The sequence below is a fragment of the Glycomyces sp. NRRL B-16210 genome (assembly GCF_000719515.1).
Taxonomy (GTDB): domain Bacteria; phylum Actinomycetota; class Actinomycetes; order Mycobacteriales; family Micromonosporaceae; genus Glycomyces.
In genome coordinates this window covers 17,238-41,425 of the sequence record NZ_JOGR01000013.1, presented here as the reverse complement: position 1 = coordinate 41,425, position 24,188 = coordinate 17,238, and the positions used below count along the sequence as shown (strand labels likewise).

General features: G+C 71.2%; 23 protein-coding genes and 1 tRNA gene. 10 read left to right on the top strand and 14 right to left on the bottom strand.

Features of this window, described 5'->3' with window-relative positions; all coding sequences use genetic code 11:
- Positions 1–162: 162 nt before the first annotated feature.
- Together IF12_RS0118790 and IF12_RS0118785 are read right to left on the bottom strand one after the other, a co-directional pair.
- Entirely contained in the window at positions 163–1,092 is a 930-nt protein-coding gene (locus tag IF12_RS0118790) for an electron transfer flavoprotein subunit alpha/FixB family protein (RefSeq protein WP_030161153.1), read from the bottom strand.
- A gap of 26 nt (positions 1,093–1,118) precedes the next feature.
- Complete coding sequence (locus tag IF12_RS0118785; protein WP_030161151.1) at positions 1,119–1,889, bottom strand: electron transfer flavoprotein subunit beta/FixA family protein; 771 nt, start codon at positions 1,887–1,889, stop codon at positions 1,119–1,121.
- A 181-nt stretch (positions 1,890–2,070) separates the two neighbouring features.
- On the opposite strand from IF12_RS0118785, the gene IF12_RS0118780 reads away from it, so the two are divergent.
- Positions 2,071–2,391 (top strand): PLD nuclease N-terminal domain-containing protein, encoded by a 321-nt coding sequence (locus tag IF12_RS0118780; RefSeq protein ID WP_030161149.1) that lies wholly within the window; start codon positions 2,071–2,073, stop codon positions 2,389–2,391.
- A gap of 10 nt (positions 2,392–2,401) precedes the next feature.
- On the opposite strand, the gene clpX is transcribed toward IF12_RS0118780, so the two are convergent.
- The 4 genes from clpX to tig form a co-directional block, all read right to left on the bottom strand.
- On the bottom strand, positions 2,402–3,706 hold the full coding sequence (gene clpX / locus IF12_RS0118775; protein WP_030161148.1) for an ATP-dependent Clp protease ATP-binding subunit ClpX: 1,305 nt from the start codon (positions 3,704–3,706) through the stop codon (positions 2,402–2,404).
- Positions 3,707–4,026: 320 nt separating this feature from the next.
- Positions 4,027–4,686, bottom strand: a complete 660-nt coding sequence (locus IF12_RS0118770; protein ID WP_030161146.1) for an ATP-dependent Clp protease proteolytic subunit — start codon at positions 4,684–4,686, stop codon at positions 4,027–4,029.
- Positions 4,687–4,707: 21 nt separating this feature from the next.
- Complete coding sequence (locus IF12_RS0118765; RefSeq protein WP_081913747.1) at positions 4,708–5,361, bottom strand: ATP-dependent Clp protease proteolytic subunit; 654 nt, start codon at positions 5,359–5,361, stop codon at positions 4,708–4,710.
- A gap of 302 nt (positions 5,362–5,663) precedes the next feature.
- Complete coding sequence (gene tig, locus IF12_RS0118760) at positions 5,664–7,043, bottom strand: trigger factor (RefSeq protein WP_030161142.1); 1,380 nt, start codon at positions 7,041–7,043, stop codon at positions 5,664–5,666.
- A gap of 362 nt (positions 7,044–7,405) precedes the next feature.
- Here tig and IF12_RS0118755 point away from each other — a divergent pair, with 362 nt between their 5' ends.
- From IF12_RS0118755 to IF12_RS0118745, 3 genes are all read left to right on the top strand, one after another.
- On the top strand, positions 7,406–8,074 hold the full coding sequence (locus IF12_RS0118755) for a ThuA domain-containing protein (RefSeq protein ID WP_030161140.1): 669 nt from the start codon (positions 7,406–7,408) through the stop codon (positions 8,072–8,074).
- Between the two features lie 54 nt (positions 8,075–8,128).
- A complete protein-coding gene (locus tag IF12_RS0118750) occupies positions 8,129–8,737 on the top strand; it encodes a hypothetical protein (protein ID WP_051704596.1) in 609 nt (202 codons plus the stop codon).
- A gap of 58 nt (positions 8,738–8,795) precedes the next feature.
- A tRNA-Gly gene (locus tag IF12_RS0118745) sits at positions 8,796–8,869 on the top strand.
- Between the two features lie 25 nt (positions 8,870–8,894).
- Here the strand turns inward: IF12_RS0118745 and IF12_RS0118740 are convergent.
- Positions 8,895–9,599: a hypothetical protein gene (locus IF12_RS0118740; RefSeq protein ID WP_051704595.1), complete on the bottom strand. Its 705-nt coding sequence runs from the start codon at positions 9,597–9,599 to the stop codon at positions 8,895–8,897.
- Positions 9,600–9,862: 263 nt separating this feature from the next.
- Here IF12_RS0118740 and IF12_RS0118735 point away from each other — a divergent pair, with 263 nt between their 5' ends.
- Positions 9,863–10,888 (top strand): iron ABC transporter permease, encoded by a 1,026-nt coding sequence (locus IF12_RS0118735; RefSeq protein WP_035749611.1) that lies wholly within the window; start codon positions 9,863–9,865, stop codon positions 10,886–10,888.
- Positions 10,885–12,000: an iron chelate uptake ABC transporter family permease subunit gene (locus IF12_RS0118730; protein WP_030161128.1), complete on the top strand. Its 1,116-nt coding sequence runs from the start codon at positions 10,885–10,887 to the stop codon at positions 11,998–12,000. The genes IF12_RS0118735 and IF12_RS0118730 overlap by 4 nt, the downstream gene beginning before the upstream one ends.
- A 29-nt stretch (positions 12,001–12,029) precedes the next feature.
- On the opposite strand, the gene IF12_RS0118725 is transcribed toward IF12_RS0118730, so the two are convergent.
- Positions 12,030–12,983, bottom strand: coding sequence for an ABC transporter substrate-binding protein (locus IF12_RS0118725; protein WP_197034794.1), 954 nt, complete (start codon positions 12,981–12,983; stop codon positions 12,030–12,032).
- 97 nt (positions 12,984–13,080) lie between these two features.
- Here IF12_RS0118725 and IF12_RS0118720 point away from each other — a divergent pair, with 97 nt between their 5' ends.
- Both IF12_RS0118720 and IF12_RS0118715 read left to right on the top strand, forming a co-directional pair.
- Positions 13,081–13,872 (top strand): siderophore-interacting protein, encoded by a 792-nt coding sequence (locus IF12_RS0118720; protein ID WP_030161124.1) that lies wholly within the window; start codon positions 13,081–13,083, stop codon positions 13,870–13,872.
- Positions 13,873–13,882: 10 nt separating this feature from the next.
- Positions 13,883–14,797: a ribokinase gene (locus IF12_RS0118715; protein WP_030161122.1), complete on the top strand. Its 915-nt coding sequence runs from the start codon at positions 13,883–13,885 to the stop codon at positions 14,795–14,797.
- 232 nt (positions 14,798–15,029) lie between these two features.
- Here the strand turns inward: IF12_RS0118715 and IF12_RS0118710 are convergent, their stop codons facing one another.
- The 5 genes from IF12_RS0118710 to IF12_RS0118690 form a co-directional block, all read right to left on the bottom strand.
- Positions 15,030–15,821, bottom strand: a complete 792-nt coding sequence (locus tag IF12_RS0118710) for a thioesterase family protein (RefSeq protein WP_030161120.1) — start codon at positions 15,819–15,821, stop codon at positions 15,030–15,032.
- Positions 15,822–15,837: 16 nt separating this feature from the next.
- Complete coding sequence (locus tag IF12_RS0118705; RefSeq protein WP_030161118.1) at positions 15,838–16,161, bottom strand: DUF3817 domain-containing protein; 324 nt, start codon at positions 16,159–16,161, stop codon at positions 15,838–15,840.
- Between the two features lie 86 nt (positions 16,162–16,247).
- On the bottom strand, positions 16,248–16,886 hold the full coding sequence (locus tag IF12_RS0118700; protein WP_030161116.1) for a hypothetical protein: 639 nt from the start codon (positions 16,884–16,886) through the stop codon (positions 16,248–16,250).
- A gap of 17 nt (positions 16,887–16,903) precedes the next feature.
- Positions 16,904–17,698, bottom strand: a complete 795-nt coding sequence (locus IF12_RS0118695) for an SDR family oxidoreductase (protein WP_030161114.1) — start codon at positions 17,696–17,698, stop codon at positions 16,904–16,906.
- A 12-nt stretch (positions 17,699–17,710) separates the two neighbouring features.
- Positions 17,711–19,159 carry a lyase family protein gene (locus IF12_RS0118690; RefSeq protein ID WP_030161112.1) on the bottom strand — a complete coding sequence of 483 codons (1,449 nt, stop codon included), beginning with the start codon at positions 19,157–19,159 and terminating at the stop codon, positions 17,711–17,713.
- 493 nt (positions 19,160–19,652) lie between these two features.
- On the opposite strand from IF12_RS0118690, the gene IF12_RS23325 reads away from it, so the two are divergent.
- Complete coding sequence (locus tag IF12_RS23325) at positions 19,653–21,365, top strand: cellulose binding domain-containing protein (protein WP_051704594.1); 1,713 nt, start codon at positions 19,653–19,655, stop codon at positions 21,363–21,365.
- Between the two features lie 107 nt (positions 21,366–21,472).
- A complete protein-coding gene (locus tag IF12_RS0118680; RefSeq protein WP_030161109.1) occupies positions 21,473–22,690 on the top strand; it encodes an MFS transporter in 1,218 nt (405 codons plus the stop codon).
- A 122-nt stretch (positions 22,691–22,812) separates the two neighbouring features.
- On the opposite strand, the gene IF12_RS0118675 is transcribed toward IF12_RS0118680, so the two are convergent.
- Entirely contained in the window at positions 22,813–24,006 is a 1,194-nt protein-coding gene (locus IF12_RS0118675; RefSeq protein ID WP_197034793.1) for an ROK family protein, read from the bottom strand.
- Between the last annotated feature and the right edge of the window lie 182 nt (positions 24,007–24,188).

The following is a 24,188-nucleotide window of genomic DNA, read 5'->3' as shown; positions in this document are numbered from 1 at the left end:
GCCGCCGCCAAGCCCGCGGACCGCGGCCGCGCAATCGGACCGCCCCCCGGTGCCCCCACGCCCGACACACCCGTGCCCCGCCACCCGACACACCCGTGGCCCGACACCCGACACACCCGTGGCCCGGCGCGCCCTTCGGGCGCGCCGGGCCACGCGACTTCCCTACTTGCGCTTGTCGATCTCTTCGAGCGCCTGCGGCAGGACCTCGAACAGGTTGCCGACCACGCCGAAATCGGCCATGCCGAAGATCGGCGCGTCCGCGTCCTTGTTCACCGCCACGATCACCCGCGAGGTCTGCATCCCCGCGCGGTGCTGGATCGCGCCCGAAATGCCCGCCGCCAGATACAGCTGCGGACTCACCGTCGTACCGGTCTGGCCCACCTGGAACTTGTGCGGGTAATACCCCGAGTCGGTCGCCGCGCGCGAAGCGCCCACCGCGCCGCCCAGCGCGTCCGCCACCCGCTCGATGAGCGCGAAGTCCTCAGCCGAGCCCACGCCGCGCCCGCCGGAGACGACCACCCGCGCCTCGGCCAGGCCCGGCCGGTCCCCCGCCGGTTCGTCCACCCGCTCGGCGATCTTCACGCGCTGATCGGCCTCGGCCACCGAAGCGGCCACGGTCTCGGTCTCGGGCGAACCCGGGGCCGGAGCCGGCTCGGTCGCGCCGATCTTCACCGTCGCGAGCGTGAAGCCCTTGGTGGCCTTGGACTTCACGACCGTCGCGCCCGCGAACGCGTCCTGCGTCGCGGTCCCGTCGGCCTCCAGTCCGGACACGTCGGTGAGCAGTCCGTTGTCGAGCGCCACCGCCACCCGGGCGGCCAGCGCCTTGCCTTCGTCGGTGCTCGGCAGCAGGAAGAAGTCCGGCGTGCGCTCGCGCGCGAGGTCGGTGAGGACGGTCGCCTTCGGATCGACGTAGTAGTCGTCGATCCCCGCGGCGTCCACGCGGAGCACCTTGGCGGCGCCGTATTCGCCGGCGATCGCGGCCGCGGCGTCGTCGAAGGCGACGGCCGCGACGTCGCCGAGCGAGCGGGCGAGGGTGAGCACCTCGGCCGAGTGCTTGCCGGAGTCGGGTACGTACACGAGGATGTCGGTCATTGCGGTCTCCTGGTCTGTGATCCGGCTCAGATGAACTTCTCGGCGGCGAGGAACCCGGCGAGCGCGACCCCGCCCTGGCCGTCGTCGGTGACGATCTCGCCGGCGGTGCGCTCGGGGCGCTCGGCGGCGTCGACGACCTCGTTGCCCGCGGCGGCCGGCCCGGCCTGCTCGACGCCGAGGTCGGCGAGGGTCAGGGTCTCGACGGGCTTGCGCTTGGCGGCCATGATGCCCTTGAGCGAGGGATAGCGCGGGGTGTTGATGGTGTCCCAGACCGAGACGATGGCCGGCAGGTTCGCGGTGAGCACGTCGTAGCCGTTGGCCCTCTGGTGCTCGACGGTGACGGAAGCGCCGTCGGTGTCGATCTTGCGGGCGCCGGTGAGCGCGGGGGCGCCGGTGCGGGCGGCGAGCAGGTGGGGCATGACGCCCATGCCAGAGTCGGTGGACTCGGCGCCGGCGATGACGAGGTCCCATTCGAGGCGGCCGAGCGCGGCGGCGAGGATCGTCGAGGTGGTGAGCGCGTCGGAGCCGCCGACGGCGTCGTCTTCGATGTGCAGGGCCTTGTCGGCGCCCATGGCGAGGGTCTTGCGCACGGTCTCGGTGGCCTGGCCGGGTCCGAGCGTGAGGACGGTGACCTCGCCGCCGTGGGCCTCTTTGAGCTGGAGGGCGGCTTCGACGGCGTATTCGTCGAGTTCGCCCATGACGTTGTTGGCGCCGTTGCGGTCGACCCGCAATTGGGCGTCGAGCTGTCTCGCGAGCCCCGAGTCGGGGACCTGCTTGACCAGAACCACGATGTTCATCGACAACCTCCGAGGTCGTTTTCGGCGATGCCCGTTCATGGCTCGCAAGGGTCGACGGGGCCGCTTGCGGGCCGCGAATCACTGCGGGCGTCTTGGGCTGAACTATATCTTATGAAGTTACTTACGAGTAACACCCCGAGGCGTTGTTGTACCTCGCGCCCGGGACAGGCATGATTGGACCATGGTCCGCGCGTTCCTGTTTCTGTTCCTCGCCCATCTGGCGCTGGTGATCGCCGCCATCGCGGACTGCCTCGGTGGTGAACAGGCCCCCAGGAAGCTCACCCGCGGCTGGTGGGTGCCGATCATCCTCCTGGTACCCGTCGCCGGCGGCATCCTCTGGTTCGCCGTCGGCAGGGCGCGTCCGCGCCCGCAGACCGGCCCGGGAAGGCCCGGCAGCTCTTTCGGTCCGAGGACCCCGCGGGGCCCGATCGCGCCCGACGACAACCCGGACTTCCTGCGCGACATCGATCGCCGGCTGCGGGACGAGAACAAAGAGGACTGAGGGAGAGGGCTCAGGCGGACTTCTCGCGCCTGGGGCGGATGGCCCGGCGCGGGCTGGACTTGGTCCGGGGCACGAGGGTCGGGTTCACGTTCCGGCGCACCACGTCAGCGGTGATCTCCACCTTGGCGACCTCGTCGGCCCGCGAGGGGATCTCGAACATCACCGGTTGGAGGACCTCCTCCATGATCGCGCGCAGGCCGCGCGCGCCGGTGCCGCGCAGCAGCGCGGACTCCACGATCGGCTCCAGCGCGTCCTCGGCGAACACGAGCTCGACGCCGTCGAGTTCGAGCAGGCGCTGATACTGCTTCACCAGGGCGTTCTTCGGTTCGGTGAGGATGCGCAGCAGCGTGGGCTTGTCGAGGTGGTCGACGGTGGTGAGGATCGGCAGGCGCCCGACCATCTCGGGGATGAGCCCGTACTTCAAGAGGTCGTCGGGCATGACCTGGGAGACTATGGCGTCGTCGGCCGACTCCTCGGGCGAGTGCAGCGGCGCGGTGAAACCGACGGTGCGCTTGCCGATGCGGCTCTTGATGATCTCTTCGATCCCGGCGAAGGCCCCGCCGCAGATGAAGAGGATGTTCGTGGTGTCGATCTGGATGTGCTCCTGGTGCGGGTGCTTGCGCCCGCCCTGCGGCGGCACCGAGGCGAGGGTGCCTTCGAGGATCTTCAGGAGCGCCTGCTGCACGCCTTCGCCGGAGACGTCGCGGGTGATCGAGGGGTTGTCGGCCTTGCGTCCGGCCTTGTCGATCTCGTCGATGTAGATGATGCCGGTCTCGGCGCGCTTGACGTCGAAGTCGGCGGCCTGGATGAGCTTGAGGAGGATGTTCTCGACGTCGTCGCCGACGTAGCCGGCCTCGGTCAGGGCCGTCGCGTCCGCTATCGCGAAGGGCACGTCGAGCATCCGCGCGAGGGTCTGGGCCAGGTGGGTCTTGCCCGAGCCGGTGGGGCCGACCATGAGGATGTTGGACTTCTGGAGCTCGACGTGGTCGGGGGCGTTGCGGTTGGATCCGAGCTCTTCGAGCTGCACGCGTTTGTAGTGGTTGTACACCGCCACGGCGAGGGAGCGCTTCGCGTGGTCCTGGCCGATGACCCACTGGTCGAGGAACTCCACGACCTCCTTGGGCTTGGGAAGGTCCTCCCAGGCGACCTCGGCCTCCTCGGCGAACTCCTCCTCGATGATCTCGTTGCACAGGTCGATGCACTCGTCGCAGATGTAGACGTTGGCAGGACCGGCGATGAGCTTGCGCACCTGACGCTGCGACTTCGAGCAGAACGAGCACTTCAAGATCTCGCTGTCACCCAGGCGTGGTGCCATCGCGGTAACTCCCTCTCTCGACGTGGCTCGCGGACCGGGTCTCCCCCGGCTCGGCCGGATTGCGGGCCATGACTGTGTCGTCGTGTGCGCTTGCTCCGTAGATTCTGGACGAACCGGTGTCTCGATTCAGTATTTCGCATTTGCGGCCAGGACGCCACCCTCGTCGCGGACCGCCGTGGACGAGCCGGCAGTGCGCTTCGGGACCGGGTGTCCGATCCGGCGCCAGCGCCACGGTATCGCGGCGCGGCAACCCGCGGGGGCGATCGAGCGGAGACGGGCCGGGGCGCGGCGGGCCCGGGGCCCGCCGCGTCCGACGCGTCTCAGGCCGCGGCCTCGGCGGGCAGGGCGTTCTTCTTGCGGTAGGTCAGCACGTTGTCGACGATGCCGTACTCGACGGCCTGGTCGGCGGTGAAGATCTTGTCGCGCTCGATGTCGCGGCGCACCTGGTCGACCGGCTGGCCGGTGTGGCGGGCGAGGATCTTCTCGAGCTGGTCCCTCATGCGCATGATCTCGCGGGCCTGGATCTCCATGTCGGAGGCCTGGCCGAAGGTGCCCTCGGTGGCGGGCTGGTGGATGATCACGCGCGAGTTCGGCAGCGCGGTGCGCTTGCCGGGGGTCCCGGCCGCGAGCAGCACGGCGGCGGCCGAGGCGGCCTGGCCCATGCACACGGTCTGGATGTCCGGGCGCACGTACTGCATCGTGTCGTAGATGGCCATCAGGGCCGTCAGCGAGCCGCCGGGCGAGTTGATGTACATGATGATGTCGCGGTCGGGGTCGTTGCCCTCCAGGACGATCAACTGGCTCATGATGTCGTTCGCCGAGGTGTCGTCGACCGGGGACCCGAGGAAGATGATCCGGTCCTCGAACATCTTGTTGTACGGGTTCATCTCCTTGACCCCGTACGAGGTCTTCTCGGTGAACGACGGGACGATGTAGCGGGCTCGCGGGTCGAAGCCGCCGGCTTGGGCGTGGATGTCCATCAGTGTTTCCCCCTGCTCCTTCTAGTTGGCCTCGGCGGGGACGTCGGCCACCCGCTTGACGACGTGGTCGATGAACCCGTAGTCCTTCGCCTCGGAGGCGGTGAACCAGCGGTCGCGGTCGGAGTCGCGCTCGATCTCCTCGACCGTGCGGCCGGTGTGCTCGGCGACGCGCTCCTGGAACATCTGCTTGGTGTAGAGCATCTGCTCGGCGAGGATCGCGACGTCGGAGGCGGTGCCGCCGATGCCGCCGGAGGGCTGGTGCATCATGATGCGCGCGTGCGGGAGCGCGTAGCGCTTGCCCGCGGTGCCGGCGCACAGGAGCAGCTGGCCCATGGAGGCGGCCATGCCCATGCCGACGGTCTGGACGTCGTTCTTGATGAACTGCATCGTGTCGTAGATGGCCATGCCGTCGTAGACCGAGCCGCCCGGCGAGTTGATGTAGAGCTTGATGTCGCGCTGATCGTCCTCGGCTTCGAGGAGGAGCAGCTGGGCGCACAGGCGGTTGGCGATCTCGGAGTTGACGTCCGAGCCCAGGAAGAGGATGTGCTCCTTGAGGAGGCGGTCGAAGACCATGCCGTCCAGGTCGGACGAGGAGGAGCCGCCGGCGCCGCGACGGGCGACCGCGTCGACGACGTCCTTCTCCAGCCGCGAGGAGAATGGAATCGAACGATCCATGACTTGCACCTTCATTCTGTCTCGGCGATATGCACTCAGCTTTGCGGTTACCAATCCAGACCTTAGCCCGTCGGGGCGACGATCGGACGCGCCTGGGCTCCGTGTTCGCTGCGAGCGGAGCGACGGCCGGACCCCCGCCCATCGTGGGGCGCGCGGTGCCGGTGGGGCTCGCACAACGGGTCCGTCGGATCGGGATTCGGGGGTTGCCGGGCGGGGCTCGGGGAAAACGTCCGGCTGGGGGAAAGGGCCAGGGGCCCGTCGCGGTCGCGATGGGCCCCTGGGGAAAGCGGTATGGAGAGGGTCTACTCCTCGGTGTCCTCGGCTTCGGCCGCGGCCTCGTCGGCGGCGGCCTTGCGGCCGGGGAAGAGGTCCTCCTCGGTCAGCTCCTTGCCGCTCGCGTCCACGATCGTGGCCTCCTTGACGACCTCTTCGAGGGCGAGCTGCTGGCGCAGCGAGGCGGCGATCTGCTGGAGGCCGCCGTTGCCGCGCAGCTCGTCGACGAACTTCTGGAACTGGTCCTGCGGGACGCCGCGCTGCTGGGCCTGGCGCACGACCTCGGCGGTCATGAGCTCGCCGGAGACCTCGAGCTCGCGGTCGCGGGCGATGCGGCCGAGGATGATCGACTGGCTCAGGTTCGACTCGACGTCCGAGCGCAGCTCGGCGTCGAACTCCTCTTCGGTCTTGCCGACCGCGGTGAGGTAGTCCTCGAAGCTGCCGGCGATCTGCACGACCTGCTCCTGGAGGTGGCCGCGGGTGTGCTCGATCTCGTCGTTGACGGTCTTCTCGGGCAGCGGCAGGCCGACCGCCTCGATGAGCGCTTCGAGGGTCTTGGTGCGGGCGTCGTTGGCCCGGCCGCTCTGGCTCGCGGTCTGGAGGCGCTCGCGGGTCGCGTCCCGCAGCTCCTCGAGGGTGTCGAACTGGCTGGCCATCTCGGCGAAGTCGTCGTCGAGGTCGGGGAGCTCGCGCTCCTTGACCTGGGTGACCTTGACCTCGACCTCGGCGTCCTGGCCCTCCTGCTCGCCGGCGAGGGTCGACTCGATGGTCTTCTCGTCGCCGGCGGACATGCCGACGAGCGCGTCGTCGAGGTTGTCGAGCAGGGTGCCGGAGCCGACCTCGTGGCTCATGCCGGTCACCGAACCGCCCTCGACCACTTCGCCGTTCTGGCGGGCGACGAGGTCGATCACGACGAAGTCGCCGTTGTCGGCGGCCCGCTCGACGGTCTTGAGCGAGGAGAAGCGCATCCGCTGGGACTCGAGGTCCTCGTCCACGTCCTCTTCGGTCACGTCGCTGGTCTCGACGGTCACCTTCAGCGAGGCGAAGTCGGGGAGCTCGAAGCCGGGGGTCACGTCGGTCTCGACGGTGAACTCGAAGGGCTTGCCCTCCTCGATCGGCTTGACCTCGGTCAGCTCCGGGCGGCCCAGCGCGTTCACGTCGTTCTCGGTGACGGCCTTGTTCAGGTTCGCCTGCACGGCCGGGTCCATCGCCTGGGCGAAGACCGATTCACGGCCCACGCGCTGGTCGATGACCTGGCGGGGGGCCTTGCCGGGACGGAACCCGGGGACGCGGATCTGCTGCCCGACGGACTGGTACGCCTCGTTGATGAACGGCGCCAACTCCTCGAACGGCACCTCGACCGACAGCCGCACCCTGGTCGGGCTCAGGGTCTCGACAGTGCTCTTCACAGACGTACTCCTCGATCAGATTTCGGTCAATTGCCATACGGCATTGCTTTGCGTCAATGCGGAGGCCACTCGAAGCGAATCGGGCCGCCGGCAGCGCAGCATCGACCCCCGCTCCGACCGAGTCTAGGCCGCCGCGGCTCCAAGGCCACGGCGGGTGTGGTCGATATCGCCGCTCACCGCACGGAAAGGGACGGGCTCGGACGGGCCTGGAACGGGGGCGCGGTGCGCGGAACCGATTGGGGCCGTGGCCGCCGCAGGGCGCCGAAGTCGCCTAGAATACGCCGTGCAATCGTTCTCCGGAGGCGCCCCGACCGGCTCGCCGCCGACACGCAGCGCCGCACCCCCGAACAGGAGCAGACACCGTGGTTTCTCCCGCCATCCTCGTCTTCACCAGGACGACCGGCTTCCGGCACGACTCGATCCCCGCCGGGGTCGCGGCCGTCACCGCGATCGCCGCCGAACTGGGCCATGAGACCGAGCACACCGAGGACCCGGACGTCTTCAACCCGGTCGACCTCGCCCGCTTCGCCGCCGTCGTGTGGGTCTCGCCCTCCGGTGACGTCCTGGGCGAGCTGGAGCGCGCCGCGCTGGCCGACTTCGTGACCGGCGGGGGCGGGTGGTGCGGGATCCACGGCGCCTCGACGGCCGAGCCGTCCTGGCCGTTCTTCCGGGAGCTGGTCGGGGCCCGGTTCATCGGGCACCCGCCCGGATGCGTCCCCGGTGAGGTCAGCGTCGTGGACGAGGAGCACGCCTCGACCGCGCACCTGCCGAAGCGGTGGGCGTGGACCGACGAGTGGTACAGCTTCGACGAGCAGCCCAAGGACGCGGCGGTGCTGCTGGAGGCCGACGAGAGCACGTACGAGGCGGGCGAGCTGGCGATGGGCAGCCCGCACCCGCTGGCGTGGCACCGGCGGCTGGAGGCGGGGCGGTGCTTCTACACCGCGCTGGGGCACGACGCGAGCGCCTACGAGGACCCGCAGTTCCTGGCGCACCTCAAAGGCGGTCTCGCCAGCGTCCTTCCGGGCAAGTGATCTGAGCCACGTAGACTGCGGGGGTCGCATCCCTCAACTGTTACAGGCGGCCCTATGAGCGATGCTGTTCGCGTCCTGGTAGTCGACATCGGATCGGTCCTGTTCGCCTTCGACCCCGGCAGGCGGCTGGAGCTGCTGGCGAGGCGCACGGGGCTCGCGGCGGAGGAGTTGGACCGGAGGCTGTTCGGTTCGGGTTTCGAGACCCGTTGCGAGGCGGGCGAGTTCACCGTCGAGGAGATCCGCGGCGAGGTCGCGGCGAGGACCGGCTTCGACGGGGACGCCGACGAGCTCAGCCGGTTGTGGACCTCGGCGTTCGGGCTCGACGCGGCGGTGCTGAAGGCGCTGGAGGACACGGGGCTGCCGCTGGCGGTCTTCTCGAACAACGGCCCGCTGTTCGCCGAGTACTTCGACGTGCGGTTCCCTGAGGCGGCCCGGTGGTTTCGGCACCGGTTTTTCGCGCGCCGCCTGAAGGCCCGCAAGCCCGAGGACGCGGCGTTCGCGGCGGTGGAACGGGCCCTCGAAGCGGCGATCGACGCGGCCCCGGAGGCACTGCTGCTGATCGACGACAATCCGCAGAACACGGCCAAGGCGGAGGCGCGGGGATGGCGCTCGCACACGTTCACCGGTGCGGACGGACTCCGAAAGGCCCTGGTAGCGACCTGATTGCACCGGGCGAAGGCCCCACGCTAGACTCTTCTCCGTTCCCTTCCGGGGAACCAGTGCGGGCGTAGCTTAATGGTAAAGCTCCGGTCTTCCAAACCGACGACGCGAGTTCGATTCTCGTCGCCCGCTCCATTTCGGTCGCAGATCCCCCGCGGTATCAGTCGTGGCAGCACGAGCCGTGGTCGTGGAAGAGGATCGGGTGCAGCAGGTGCGCGAGGTCGTGCTGGCTGCGGACCCCGCGCATGAACTCCAGTCGCATCCACCGGTCGCGCTTGGGCGCCTCCGCGGGCGCGCCAAGGTCGACGACGAAGCCGTACCGGTCGAGGCGCACCGCCCGAGGCGGCGCGGGACAGGCGATGTCGTGATGCTTCAGCAGGCGCTTGACGAGGCGGTCGATCTGCGCGCCGTGGTGGTCGGCGAGGTCTTCGAGCAGGTCCCGCTCGCATTCGTGGAGCGGGTCGGGTTCGGCCGCGGCGTAGGAGACCGGGTCGATCAGCTCGGTCACGCCGGACTTGTCGACCGAGACGCGCTGCACCTCCAGCAGATGCAGCGTGACGTCGGCGCCGACGTCGAACAGGTCGGGCACCGGGTTCGACTGCGCGAACTCGAGGACGGCCGAGCGCACCGCGCGGGAGGGCACCCGGCGGAGCACGCCCGAGAGGCGCACGTGGCCGAGCTTCGGCGCGCCGGGGAACGGCGGCACGTCGTCGACGCTGAGCCAGACGCGCGGGGCCTCGGCGCCGGTGCGCGCCAGCAGGGCCTCGGCGAGCCCGTCGCCGCGCCGCGACAGCAGGAGCGGGCGTCCACTGCGGTCGGTGGCGTGCTTGATCGCGGTCAACGCGGTGCCGTCGGCGAACTTCACAGTCCCCTCCAGGCGACCGCGAGCCAGCGTACGGGCGACTTCAGCCGCAGTTGGACGCATCGCGTCCTCCCCGTCAACTCGACGACATTAGCCATTGCTAAGTGTGGTTAGGCTACCCTAAATAATCGACATGGCGAAAGGGGCCCGCACGCGGGCGCGCGGGTCGAGGTGGCCGCAGTCTCGCGCGGCGGGCCCGAAGCCGCGGTGAGCAGGCCGTGTTTTAGGTTTGCCTAACCTACTCGCCAGGCAGATCGGAACCCCCCGTGTCAGTCGACGCCGCACCGGCAGTGCGGACCCGGCCCCGCTACGCCGCCGCCCTGGCGGCCACCGCCGCGCTCCTCGGACTCCTCGTGCTGCTCAGCATCGGTGTCGGCGCCAAGTTCTATCCGCCCGCGCAGGTCTGGGACGTGCTGTGGCACCACGACGGCTCCTACGCCGCCGACGTCATCCGCGAACTGCGCCTGCCGCGCACCCTCCTCGGCCTCATGGTCGGCGTCGCGCTCGGCCTCGCCGGATCGCTCATGCAGGCGCTCACCGGGAACCCGCTCGCCGACCCGGGCATCCTCGGCGTCAGCGCCGGGGCCTCGGCGGCCGTGGTCCTCGCCGTCGGCGTCCTCGGCGTCGCCTCCTACACCGGGTACATCTGGTTCGCGCTGCTCGGCGCGTTCGCCGCGGCGACACTGGTGTACCTCATCGGACAGACCGGGGCCGGACGCGCCTCGCCCGTGCGACTGGTCCTCGCCGGGGCCGCGATCGGCGCGTGCCTCACCGGCTTCATCGCCGGCGTGTCCGGACTCGACGCGGCCACCTTCGACCACCTGCGGTTCTGGACCGTCGGATCCCTCGCCGGACACGCACCGCAGGTGCTGACCGGGATGCTGCCGTTCGCGGCGGTGGGGACCGCGATCGCCTTGGCGCTCGGCAGGGCCCTCAACGCCGTCGCGCTCGGCGACGACACCGCCAGGTCACTGGGCGTGCGGCTCATCCGCACCAGGGCGCTCGGCATCCTCGCGGTGACGCTGCTGTGCGGCTCGGCGACCGCCGCGGCCGGACCGATCGGCTTCGTGGGACTCGTGGTGCCGCTGGCCGTGCGCTCCTTCACCGGCCCCGACCAGCGGTGGATCATGCCGTTCGCGATGCTCGTCTCGCCGTGCCTGCTGCTGTCGGCCGACATCCTCGGCAGAGTCGTGCTGCCGGACGGCGAACTCGAAGTGGGCGCGGTGACCGCGCTGCTGGGAGCGCCGGTGTTCATCGCGATGGTGCGCCGAGGAAAGCTCTCGGCCCGATGAGCGGGACGAAGACGCCCACGGCGCAGGGCACGTGGACGGTGCGGGTGTCCGGAGCGGTGTCGTTCCGCATCCGCCGACGCGGGGTGTACTACGGACTCGCGTGCACCGCGGCGGCGCTCGCAGCGGTGGTCGCACTGCTGCTGGTCGGGGCGTACCCGATCTCGTTCGCGGGCGTCGTGGACGCGCTGTTCTACGGCACCGGCGACCGCCTCGCCGTCCACTTCGTCAACCGCGAACGGCTCCCGCAGGCGGTCCTCGCGCTCCTGGGCGGGGCGGCCATGGGCGCCAGCGGCGCGATCTTCCAGAGCCTCGCGCGCAACCCGCTCGCCAGCCCCGAGATCATCGGGTTCACCTCCGGGGCCGCCACGGGGGCGGTCCTGACGATCGCCTTCACCGGCGGGACCGCGCTGGTGGCCCCCGGCGCGATCGGCGGCGGGCTCGCCACCGCGTGCGCGGTGTACCTGCTGTCCTATAAGGGCGGCAGCGACACGCTGCGGCTCATCATGGTCGGACTCGGCGTCACCGCGATGCTCGGCTCGGTCAACTCGTACCTGCTCACGCGCTCGGACCTGCGCACCGCGCAGGACGCGCACCTGTGGCTCATCGGATCGCTCAACGGCAAGGGCTGGGACGAGGTCGCGATCCTCGCACCGGCCGCGGCGGTCCTGCTGCCGGCGGCGGTCGCGCTCGGACGACGGCTGCGGATGCTCGAACTCGGCGACGCGATGGCGACCGGACTGGGCGTCAGGCCTGACCGGACGAGGCTCGCGCTCGCGGTGCTCGGCGTCGCGCTGTGCGGGGCGACCGTCGCGGCGATCGGACCGGTCCCGTTCATCGCGTTGGCGGCGCCGCAGATCGCCGCGCGCCTGGCGCGGACCCCGGGCATGGGCGTGATGGGCTCGGCCTTGACCGGGGCGGTGCTGCTGGCGGCCGCGCACCTGGTCTCAGGGCAATTGTTCCCGGTGCTGGTGCGGTGGGGCGAGGCGTTCCCGGCGCTGGCGATCGCGAATCCGGAGTCGGTGCACCTGGGCGTGCCGGTCGGCGCGGTGTGCTCGGTGCTGGGCGGGCTGTACCTGGTGGCGCTGCTGACGCGCCGGTGGCGGAACGGTTGAGGGCGCCGCTCGCGGCGCCCTCGAGAAGGCTAGAGGCCCTTGAGGATCGCCTCGATCTCGTCCAGGGCGCCGTTGGCCCAGCGGTAGGTGCCGACGCTGTAGTGCGCGAACGGGTGGGCGTTCCCGGAGGCGACGACGCCGAGGCCCTTCCAGACGGCGTTGTCGAGCAGTTCCTGCGTCGGGGCGGGGTAGGAGCCGTCGAACATGACCGGGTGCACGATCACGTCGCACTCCTCCAGGAGGTCGAGTTCCTCATAGGACTTCTCCAGGAAGCCGACCTCGTCCTCGGGCAGGGCCGAGATGAGGGTGGCCCCGAGGCTGCGGAGCACGGTGGCGAGCGGGGAGCCGAGGTAGTAGGTGCCGTTGGGGCCGCCGCTGACGATGCCCCAGACCTTGGACTCGAGCTGCTCGGCATAGGCGGCCTTGATGGCCTCGATCCGCTGCGCGTAGTCCTCTTTGGCCTGGCTGAGCGCGTCGGGGCGGTTGACGGCGTCGGCGATCCGGTCGATCTGCTCGTCCCAGGGGATGTCCCCGAGCCAGTGGTAGAAGACGACCGGGGCGATGGTGCTCAGCGGCGCGGACTGCTCGGTGTAGAACTGGTCGATGATCAGGTCGGGCTCCAGCACGCCGATGGCCTGCGCGTTCGGCTCCCCCATCGCGCCGATCGTGATGGCGCCCTTGAGCTGCTCGTAGACGTCCGGCGGGACGACGGCCTCGTTGAGGGTGCCGTCGGCGATGCCGATGGGGACGACGCCGAGGTCCACGAGCATGTAGGCGGTCCAGTTCTCGACGGCGATCACGCGCTGCGGGTCGACCGGGACCGCGACCGTGCCGTTGTCGGTCTCGATCTTGCGGGTCTCGACGTCGTCGCCGCCTTCGCTCTCGGCGTTGACGCCGCAGGCTGAGAGGCCGAGCAGGGAGGCGGTGCCGGCCGCGCCGAACAGGAAGGACCGGCGGTTGGCGGCGACGGGTGACGATGACACGATGGCTCCTCGGGTTGGCCTACGGGAAAATTAGCTTAGGCTAACCTACAAAATTCGGCGGGTCGCTGGCGCGTCCCCCGCACCGTGAAAGCAGGAGATGAGCACGACCGCCGAGAACAGGCGCCCCGGCAGGCTCTGGGTGACCACCGTCCGCAGGATCCGGCGGGTGACCCCGCGGGTCCGCCGCATCACCGTCACGAGCCCGGAGCTGTCGCAGTTCCGCGGCAACGGCACCGACCAGCACATCGCCGTCTACTTCTACGAGGACGGGGTGGTCCTGCCGCGGCCGTTCACGACCGAGGAGGCGCGCCGGATCTACCCGCACGCGAAACCGGCGATGCGCCGCTACACGATCCGCGAGGCGCGGCCCGAAGTGTGCGAAGTGGACCTCGACTTCGTGCTGCACGAGGGCGATCACCTGGCCTCGGGCTGGGCGGCCGCGGCGGAGCCGGGCGACGAGCTGATCTGGTTCGGGCCCACGCCCGCGTACGCGGTGGACCCGGAGGCGGCGGCGTTCCTGCTGGTCGGCGACGAGACGGCCGTGCCGGCGATCGTGTGCATCCTCGATGAGCTGGCGGACGCGGCGCCGGCGCGGGTGCACATCGAGGTCGAAGGACCCGAGGAGGAGCAGGAGCTGCCGGTCGGGCCGCGCACGTCGGTGCGGTGGGCGCACCGGCGTGGGGACCGGCCCGGAGAGGCCTTGTGGCGCTCGGTGACCGGGGACGCGAGGCCCGAGGCGGGCACGAAGGTCTGGGGCGGGGCCGAGCGGGACGTGATGGCGCGGCTGCGCCGCAGGGCCGTCGAGGACTGGGGCCTGCCGCGCTCGGACGTGCACTTGACGGCCTACTGGACGCTGCACCGGAAGCAGGACGCCGACCGGGACCTGTAACGATGGGTCCATGAGCGTGCTCGTGCTCGGCAGCGCCAACCTCGACCTCGTCTACGAGGTCGAGCGCCTCCCCGCACCCGGCGAGACGGTCCTCGCCCGCGGCTTCACCGCCTTCCCCGGCGGCAAGGGCAACAACCAGGCGATCGCGGCCGCCCGCGCCGGAGCCGACGTGCGCTTCATCGTCGCCCTCGGTCGCGACGGCAACGGCGACCGCCTCGCCGCCGAAGCCCGCGCCGCCGGGATAGGGCTCCTCGACCGTCGCGTGGACGCCCCGACCGGCACGGCCATCGTCTTCGTGGACCGGCACGCGGAGAACTCCATCGTCGTGGACTCCGGCGCCAACGGACGCCTCACCTCGCTCACCGACGCGGAGACCGCCGCCATCGCCGCCGCCGATGTCCTGGTGCTGCAACTGGAGACGCCGCTCGCGACGGTCGCCGAAGCCGTGCGTGCGACCGGCGCGTCGACTACCAGGGTCGTCCTCAACGCCGCCCCCAGCGGGCCGCTCCCGCCCGACCTCCTCGGCGGCGTGGACGTCCTCGTGGTGAACGAACGCGAGGCGGCCGACCTCGCGGGCCTTCCCGTCGGCACCGACGAGCGGTCACTGCTCGCCGTGCTCACCGGGCACGGCTGCGCTGCCGTCATCACGCTCGGCGGCGAAGGCGCGGTCGTCGGCGTTCCCGGGGAGGAACCGGCGAAGATCCCCGGCTTCCATGTGGACGCCGTCGACACCACCGGCGCGGGCGACACCTTCGTCGGGGCTTTCGCCGCCGCCCTCGTCCGAGGCGCCGACGATTCGCTCGAATCGCTTGTGGACGCCACCGGTTTCGCGGTGGCCGCCGCCGCGATCAGTGTGCGGTGCAAGGGCGCCGTCCCGTCGATCCCCACACTGGAAGAGGTGCTCGCCTTCCTTGGCGAGCGTTGACGCGAAGCGCCGGAGCGGTGCCGGATGAAGACAGCTGACTTTTCTCGGGCCGGACGCTGCTCGATCGGCCGCCACTGCGATCCCGGTCGCGAGCGGGGTGACCGACCGCGAAGAGCATGGCGAGCGCACCGCCGCCGAGTTCGTGGCGTTCCTCGCCGATGCCCTGAGTGCCTCGCCGTTCGACGGCCGCCGCGAGCCGCTGCCTGAACGTGCACGAGGGCGATCGGCGCGGTCAGTCCTTTCTGGGGCGAAGGGTGAGGGCCTGATGGGCGTGGCCGAAGTGGCCGTCGGCGTCGTGGAGGGCGGAGGAGGTGACGCCGAGCCCGCCGGGGCCGAAGACGACGGAGGTGTCGAGTCCGAGCCAGGGGCCGCTGGGGGTGCGGAACAGGTGGATCGTCAAGTCCACGTTGGGAAACAGCCATTCCTCGGGCGGGCGGCGCACGGCGAGGCCGTTGGCGGTGTCGACCAGGCCGATGAGGCGCGCGAGGTCGCTGACGGGCTCGCCGGCGACGAGGGCGGCGGCGGTCGAGCCCCAGGCGCGGGCGCGGCCCGGTTCGGGCGTGCCGATGCGGCGGACGTCGAGCGAGGCGACGTACGCGCCGGGCCAGGTGTCGGTCATCGACCAGGGTTTGAGGCCGTCGGGTCCGGGGAGGGGCTCGTCCTGGCCTCCGGCGACTGCGGCGGTGTCCTGGGCGGTGGTGCGCCAGACGCGGGCGCGCACGGCGGGCCGCCCGCCGGAGGTGACGACCGCTTCGAGCAGTTCGATGGTGCGCCCGGGCCGCACGACCTCGACGGCGATGTCGAACGGGTCGAGGTCGAGCACGCCGAGGATGTCGACGCTGATGCGGCTGACGGCGAGGCCGTCGCCGCCGCGGGCGGCGGCGAAGCGTTCGACCGCGTGCACGACCAGGCCGTTCATGGGGCTGATGTGCTGCTCGGTGACCGACCACGCGCCGCCGGTCAGCGGCGTGGGGCGGTAGCGGTGCTCGTCGAGTCGGACGAAGTAGGCGTCCTCGTGGGACACGTCGGCTCCTTCGGTGTCAGGCGGCGGCGGGCTGGGCGGCGCGTTCGGCCGCGAGCAGTTCGTCGCGCTTGTAGCGGTGGAACAGGAACGGCGCCAGCGGGACCACGGCGGCGGCCAGCGCGAGGAGCGTGGTGGCGAGTCCCCAGCCGAGGCGGCGGCGGATGAGGAGGGTGGCGAGGACGAGGAGGGTGAAGAGCGCGCCGTGGAGGGAGCCGAGGGGCATGACCAGGTCGATGTCGGAGACGCGGCTGAGGAGGGAGCCGAAGACGAGGAGGAGGACGAAGGACCAGCCTTCGGCGAGGGTGAGCATGCGGTAGCGGAAGACCGGGTTGGCGATCACTGGGCGTCCTCTCGGAGGCGGCGGGGTGTCGCGGGCGACCATAGCACCGGCCGGTGCGGGGGCCTTGGGGATCGGCGCGCGGTGTGTCAGGCGGTGCCTTCGCGGCGGTCGCGGGCTATCTGCTCTTCGATCTGGCGGATCTTGGCGTCGCGTGCTTCGGCGGCGGCGGGGTCGGCGAGGCGCCAGAGTTCGTCGAGTTCGCGGTTGGCGGCCTTGCGGTTGGGTTCGCCGATGCCGGCGGCCTTCCAGGCGAGGGCGTGGACCTGGGCTTCGAGCGGCGGGTCCTTGGCGAGGATGGCTTCGACGCGGTCGGCGACGCTGCCGGCGGGGCGGGCGCGGTCGGCGACGGCTTTGATGGCCTGGTCGCGGTCGCCGCCGTTGGAGAGGTGGACTTGGAGGTGGGCGGCCGCTGAGAGGAGGCCGCCGACGGCGAGGGTGGCGATGGGGCTGAAGAGGAGGCCGTAGGCGAGGTTGCGGGCGGTGCCGGCGTCGTCGGGGGCGAGGGCGACGAAGGCCGCGGCGGAGAGTGCGGCGACGATGGCGTACCACCAGCGGCCGAGGCGTTCGAGCGGGCGGTACCAGGCGGGTTTGGCGCCGCTGAAGCCGGCGAGGACGCCTTCGAGTTGGGCGACGGCGGCTTCGGTGCCGGGCGCGGGGCCGTCGGGGGCGGTGATGATCACGTGCTTCGCGTCGCGGCTCCGGCGCAGCCAGCCGACCTCCGCCATGTGGTGCTCCTTGCGGGTCAGGGGATGATCGAGTCGATGTAGCCGCCGTCGACGCGGACGGCGGCGCCGGTCGTGGCCGAGGCGAGGGGCGAGCTGAGGTAGGCGACGAGGTTGGCGATCTCCTCGGGCTCGATGAGGCGGTGCAGGAGGGACTGGGGGCGGTGCTCGCGCATGAAGCGGCGCTGCGCCTCGTCCCAGGGCAGGTCGCGGTCGACGAGCTGGTAGACGAATTCCTCGACGCCGTCGGTGCGGGTGGGTCCGGCGATGACGGAGTTGACGGTGACGCCGGTGCCGGCGGCGTGCTTGGCGAAGCCGCGGGAGACGGCCAGGAGCGCGGTCTTGCTGGTGCCGTAGTGGATCATCTCTTCGGGGATGACCACGGCGGAGTCGCTGGCGATGTTGAGGACGCGGCCCCAGCCGCGGCCGATCATGCCGGTGAGGTGGCGGCGGATGAGGCGCACGGCGGCGAGGACGTTGACCTCCCAGTAGCGGCGCCACTGGTCGTCGGTGATGGCCATGGCGGGCACGGCGCCGAAGATGCCGAGGTTGTTGACGAGGATGTCGACGTGGGGCAGGTGCTCGGCGAGGGCGGCCTCGCCGTCTTCGGTGGCGAGGTCGGCGGCGGCGGGGAAGAACCGGTCGCCTCCGGTCTCGGCGTTGAACTGGTCGACGACGGCGGCGACCTTGTCCTCGCTGCGGCCGTTGATGGCGACCGCGGCTCCGGCGGAGGCGAGGGTCCGGGCGATGGCCGCGCCGATTCCCTGGGTGGAGCCGGTGACGAGCGCGGTCTTGTCGGTGAGGTCGATCGCGATCATGGGCTCACGCTACCCCGGGAGGCCGAGGTCGCGGCGCGGGTCGCCGACCATGGTCGCGGGGTCGACGATCCGGTCGAAGTCGTCCGGGTCGACGCCGAGGGCGAGGGCGGCTTCGCGGAGGGTGGTGCCTTCGTGGTCGGCGCGGTGGGCGATCGCGGCGGCGCGGTCGTAGCCGACGTGGGGGCTGAGGGCGGTCACGAGCATGAGCGAGCGGTCGACGTGGGCGGCGATGCGCTCGTGGTCGAGTTCGGTGCCTTCGACGCTGTGGACGCGCAGGGACTCGGCGGCGTCGCCGAGGATGCGGGCGGAGTGGAGCACGTTGTCGATGACGATGGGGCGCATGGTGTTGAGTTCGAAGGTGCCTTGGGAGCCGGCGGCGGCGACGATGGCGTCCTCGCCGATGACCTGGAGGCAGACCATGACGGCGGCCTCCTGCTGGGTGGGGTTGACCTTGCCGGGCATGATCGAGGAGCCCGGTTCGTTCTCGGGGAGGCGCAGTTCGTGGAGGCCGGCGCGCGGTCCCGAGGCGAGCCAGCGCATGTCGTTGGCGACCTTCATGAGGGCGACGGCGGCGCCGCGCAGGCCGGCGCTGACGGCGACCATGCCGTCGAGGGAGGCGATGGCGGCGAACTTGTTGGGCGCGGTGGTGAGCGGCTGGCCGGTGAGGTCGGCGAGGCGGGCGGCGAGGGCCTCGCCGAAGCCTTCGGGGGCGTTGATGCCGGTGCCGACGGCGGTGCCGCCGGCGGCGAGTTCGCTGACGGCGGCGAGGGCGGTGTCGAGGCGGGCGCCGGCGGCGCGGAGCTGGGATTCCCAGCCGGACCATTCCTGGCCGACGGTGAGCGGCGTGGCGTCCTGGAGGTGGGTGCGGCCGATCTTGACGACCTCGGCCCATCGAACGGCTTTGGCGTGGACGGCGTCGGCGAGGGCGTCGAGCCGCGGGAGGGTGCGGTCGCGGACGGCGAGGATCGTGGCGAGGTGCATGGCGGTGGGGAAGCCGTCGTTGGTGGACTGTCCGAGGTTGACGTGGTCGTTGGGGTGGACGAGGCGGTCGGTGCCGAGGCCGCCGCCGAGGAGCTGGCTGGCGCGGTTGGCGATGACCTCATTGACGTTCATGTTGGTCTGGGTGCCGGAGCCGGACTGCCAGACGCGGAGGGGGAACTCGGCGTCGAGGTCGCCTGAAGCGACTTCGTCGGCGGCGGCGGCGATCGCGGCGGCCAGGCGCGGTTCGAGGCGGCCGGCTTCGCCGTTGACGAGGGCTGCGGCCTTCTTGACGAGGCCGTAGGCGCGGCACAGGGCCGCGGGCATGCGGTCTTCGCCGATGTCGAAGTGGTGGAGGGAGCGTTGGGTCTGGGCGCCCCAGTAGTGCTCGGCGGGGACGTCGATCGCGCCGATCGCGTCGGTCTCCTCGCGCGTCCCGGTGGCGCCGGTGCCGATCGGCACCGGATTGTCGAAAGCCATGGCGTCACTCCGATCCGTGCGTCGCCCGCACGCGATCCGATGCTACCCGCCGGTTCGCGGCATTCAGGTGGATCGCGTTGCTTTGGTGCGCAGGGTCGGTGGCTTTCGGGGGCGCGGGCGGGTTCGGCCCGGTGTTCGGCGCGGGGCTTGTCGTGTCGGAACCGCCGGTACCCCCGGTACCGCTCGGGCGGCGGCAGGCACTCGGTGTCGACGCGGGTCTGGAGGTCGGCGGGCGCGGTCGAGGGTCGCGGACGACGAGTGTGGGGCCGGCGCGGGGGGCGTGAGGTCGGCGGACGCGTTGGGATGCGGTTGCCAAGTTTCATTGCGTATCGATATCAATCTATGTACCCTATGAGTACCCTCACGGAAGTTTCGTTGGAAGTTTCGCCTTGAGTGGTCCCTCCGTTGACGCCGGCCCTCTCGGGCTTCCGAGTCATGCCGCCCCACACCGTCGATGATGGACTGTCCTCTCTGGTCAGACAAGGAATCTGCCATGACATCATCGATCGGATCCCAACTCTCCGCGGTCGCGGACGGACCCCCGGGACGGGCCCGTACGCACCGCCGACTCCGCTTCGCGCTCGTCCTCCTCGCGTCGATCGCCGTCGCCGCCGCGATGGCGCTCGCACCGAAGATCTACAACGCGTCGGCCGCCGGCTTCGGCGCCTTCTCCGAGTTCGACGGGGCGGACTGCAACGTGACCGTTCCCGGGAGCTGGCCTTCGAACTCGCAGCTCCCCGACCCGTTCACCACCATCGACGGCTCGCAGGTCACCACCAAGGACCAGTGGGAGTGCCGCCGGGCCGAGATCAAGGCGCTCGCCGAGCGCACGATCTACGGCGAGAAGCCCGGGGCGCCCTCCAGCGTCTCGGGCACGGTGAGCTCCTCGAGCATCACCGTGAACGTCTCCGACGGCGGCGCCAGCGCCAGCTTCTCGGCCTCGGTCCAGCTGCCGAGCGGCTCGGGCCCGTTCCCGGCCGTGATCGTCTACGGCGGCTTCGGCGCCGACACCAACACGATCCTGTCCACCGGGACCGCCGTCATCAGCTACGACCCGAACGCGGTCGGGGCCGAGGGCACCTCGCGCAATAACAAGCAGGGCGCCTTCTACAGCCTCTACGGCGGGTCGAGCAGCACCGGCATCCTCATGGCGCAGGCCTGGGGCGTCAGCCGCATCATCGACGTCATCGAGCAGTCCGACGGGAGCATCCTCAACAACTACACCGGCGTCACCGGGTGCTCCAGGTACGGCAAGGGCGCGTTCGTGGCCGGGGCGTTCGACCAGCGCGTGGACCTGACGATGCCGATCGAGTCGGGCACCGGCGGCGCGCCGGCGCTCCGGTCGATCGCGCAAGAGGGCGGCTCGCAGCCGCTCGACAGCGCCTACGGCGAGCAGCCGTGGCTGGGCGACGCGTTCGGCTCCTACACCGGCAACCCGGGCGGGCTGCCGGTCGACACCCACGAGATCGTCGGGATGGTCGCCCCGCGCGGCCTGTTCATCATGGAGAACCCGCACGTCGAATGGCTCGGCGCGCAGTCGGGCGCCGTGGCGGCCCTCGGCGGGGCCGAGGTCTACAAGGCGCTCGGGGTCGAGGACAACATCTCGTACCACTCGAACGTGTCGGACGGGACGCACTGCGCGACCCGCTCGGAGTGGCAGGCGCCGCTGACGCAGAGCATCCAGGCGTTCCTGCACGACAACGGCAACGGGCCCGGCGTGATCAACATGCACTCGAGCAAGACCGGGAACCTGGCGCAGTGGCGCAGCTGGACGACGCCGACGCTCGCCGACGGTCCGGGCGAGACCACGCCTCCGGATGATGAGACGACTCCGCCGGATGATGAGACCACCCCGCCGGACGAGGAGACGACGCCTCCCGACGAGGAGACGACTCCCCCGCCGACCGGCGACGGCTGCACCGCGGTGATCGAGGTCGCCAGCGACTGGGGCTCGGGCTGGCAGGGCAACGTGCTCATCACGGCCGGAAGCTCGTCGATCAGCGGTTGGACGCTCACGTGGTCGTGGCCGAGCGGCCAGCAGATCTCCAGCTCGTGGAATGTGGACGTCACGAGTTCGGGCGCCAATGTGACCGCCTCGGACGTCGGATGGAACGGCGCCATCGCCGGGGGCGCCACGCAGAACGCGTGGGGCTTCATCGGCAGCGGCTCCGCGACGACGCCGGCGGTGACCTGCACGGCGCGTTAGATCGAGGGTTCGGGGCCGGGGCGCGCGAGGCGCTCCGGCCCCGAATGCGTCACAAGAGGGTCCCGCGATGTGAGCGGTCGTCACCAGTCCTTGGTACGTTCGCCCTCGTGTCCGACCCTGCTCCATCGATCAAACTGCGCAGGCTGGCCCTCCCGGTCTACGGCCCCACCGTGCTGATCTCGATCGGCATGGGCGCGGTGGTCCCGCTCATCGCGCTCTCGGCCCTCGACCTCGGCGCCTCGGTGACCCAGGCCGCGATCATCGTGGGCCTCATCGGCTTCGGCCAGCTGTGCGGGGACCTGCCGGCCGGGGCGCTCGCGCAGCGCTTCGGCGAGAAGCGGGTGCTGCTGGCGGCGTGCGTGCTGGAGGCGGCGGCGATGATCGTCGCCTCGCAGACCGGTTCGCTGTGGGTGCTGGCGGCGGCGGTGTTCACCGTCGGCCTGTCCTCGGCCGTGTTCGGGCTGGCGCGCCACGCGTACCTGTCGGAGGCGGTCGCGCTGCTGTACAGGGCCAGGGCCCTGTCGACGCTGGGCGGGACGTTCCGGATCGGGTCGTTCATCGGGCCGTTCATCGGCGCGTTCCTCATCGAGCACAACTCCTTCGGCGCGACGTACGCGTTCGCGGCGGCGACGAGTCTGGCGGGCGGGCTGCTGAGCCTGGCGCTGCCGGACCTGCCGCAGTCGAGGACGTCGGCGCAGGCGCCGGTGGTGGAGCGGCGCAACATGTGGCGGGTCCTGGCCGATCACCGGCGGGTGCTCGCGACGCTGGGCACGGGGGTCTTCGTCATCATGATCGCCCGGGCCTCGCGGCAGGCGATCATCCCGCTGTGGGCGGCGCTGCAAGGCTTGGACGCGACGACGACGAGCATCATCTTCGGTCTGGCCGCGGGGGTGGACATGCTGCTGTTCTACCCGGGCGGGGCGATCATGGACCGCTTCGGGCGGATGTGGGTGGCGCTGCCGGCGATGTTCGTGATGGGCGCGGGGTTCCTGCTGCTGCCGCTGTCGAGCACGGCGGTGACGGTGGGGCTGGTGGCGTGCTTCATGGGGCTGGGCAACGGGATCTCGTCGGGGATCGTGCTGACGCTGGGGTCGGATGTGGCCCCGGACGCGGGGAGGCGGCAGTTCCTGGGGGGCTGGCGGCTGTGCTCGGACCTGGGAAGCGTGACGGGCCCGGGCCTCATCAGCCTGGTGTCGCTGGTGTTCCCGCTGGGGGTGGCGGCGATCGCGCTGGGGGTCATCACATGGCTGGGAGTGGGCTGGCTGGCGAAATGGGTCCCGGTCTACGACCCGGCAAGAGCCCAGAAGGAATCGGTCAAGGTCTAACCGCGCCCAACGCCCACGAATTGTCGTACCCCCGCGCCACTCTTGAAACGGGGGGACCCGCGCCACGACACGCCCGACCGCAGGGGCGCCGAGGCCGCCACTCCCCCGTGCACCCCGCTCGCTTACGCGAAGCGTTCTTCCGTCCAGGCTGCGATGCCGTGTTCGGTGAGGATCGCGTCGAACGCGGCCTCGGCCGCTCCCAGCAGCGGCGCGTCGCGCCCGAGCTGCGAGGGCACCAGCGGCGGCGGGTCCTCGCGGCGAAACCCCATCAGCCCCGCCGCGTACGCCGCCTCGAACGCCTCCGATCCCGCGCGCCGCAGCTCCGGCGCGAGCCCGCCGAAGCAGACCACCTCCGGGTCGAGCACGTTCACCATCCCGGCCGTCCCGCGACCGAGCACCGCCGCGCATTCGGCGACCGCCTCGCGCGCCCCGGGGTCCACGAGCGCCTCGATGAGGTACGACCGCGGATCGTCCGGCTCGCCCTCCCCGCGCAGCCGCGCCACCGCGCGCCCGTCCACCGCCACGTCCCAGCAGCCCATCGCCCCGCACGGGCACGCCACCGCCGGGTCGCCGAACGGCCCGTGCCCGAACTCCCCGCCCGCGCCGGTCGCCCCCGCGATCGCGCGGTCGCCGTCGACGAGGATCCCGCCGATGCCGACCTCGATCGTCAGGAACAGCACGCTCTTGCCCGGATGCGACATCCGCGCCTCGGCGAGCCCCGCGAGCGTCGCGTCGTTGCCGAGCGCCTGCACCACCCCCGGCAGCAGCGGCTCGACCTCCACATCGCGCCAGTTCAAAACGCTCGCCTGCACGATCCGGTGGTGGCGCACCGTGCCCGCCGTCGAGATCGACACCGCCCGGACGCGGCCGCCGTGGCGTTCGGCGAGGCCCTCGACCGCGGCGCGCACGTCCGAAAGCACCCGGTCCGGCCGCTTCGAGGAATGGCGCCCGGTGACCGTGTCGTGCAGGGCCCCTTCGAGATCGCAGACCGCGGCGGTCCACCCGGACTGCTGGATGTCGACCACGGCCGCGAGCGGACCGTCGGGGTGCGCGTGCAGACTGGTGGTGGGCCGCCCCCGGCCCGAGGGCGGCGCCGGGCGCTCGGCGATCAGGTCGAGCGCGCGCAGTCGGGAGCTGATCTCGGTGGCGGTGCCGCTGCCGACCCGCAGCGCGCGGGCCGCCTCGGCACGGGTCACGCCGGGCCGCGAGCGCACGAGTTTCAGCAGGTCGAGCGCACCGCTCCAGCGGGCCGCCTCGGCCCGGCCGACCTTGCCGGGCACGCCTTCCTCTGGAACCGGGGTTCTCGCTTGCACCACGCCGTCACCACCACTTATCCTCGACTTACGAGTTTATTTCAGCCCCGGAGGGTTTCATGCGAAGCTACAGCAACCCCGAAGCCGTCCTGTCCCATACGGGTCGCGCCACGCGCGCCGCCGCCGGACGATCGCGACGCAGGTTCCCCTGCCCCGCAACGAGCCCCGCGCGCCGCGCCGAGCGG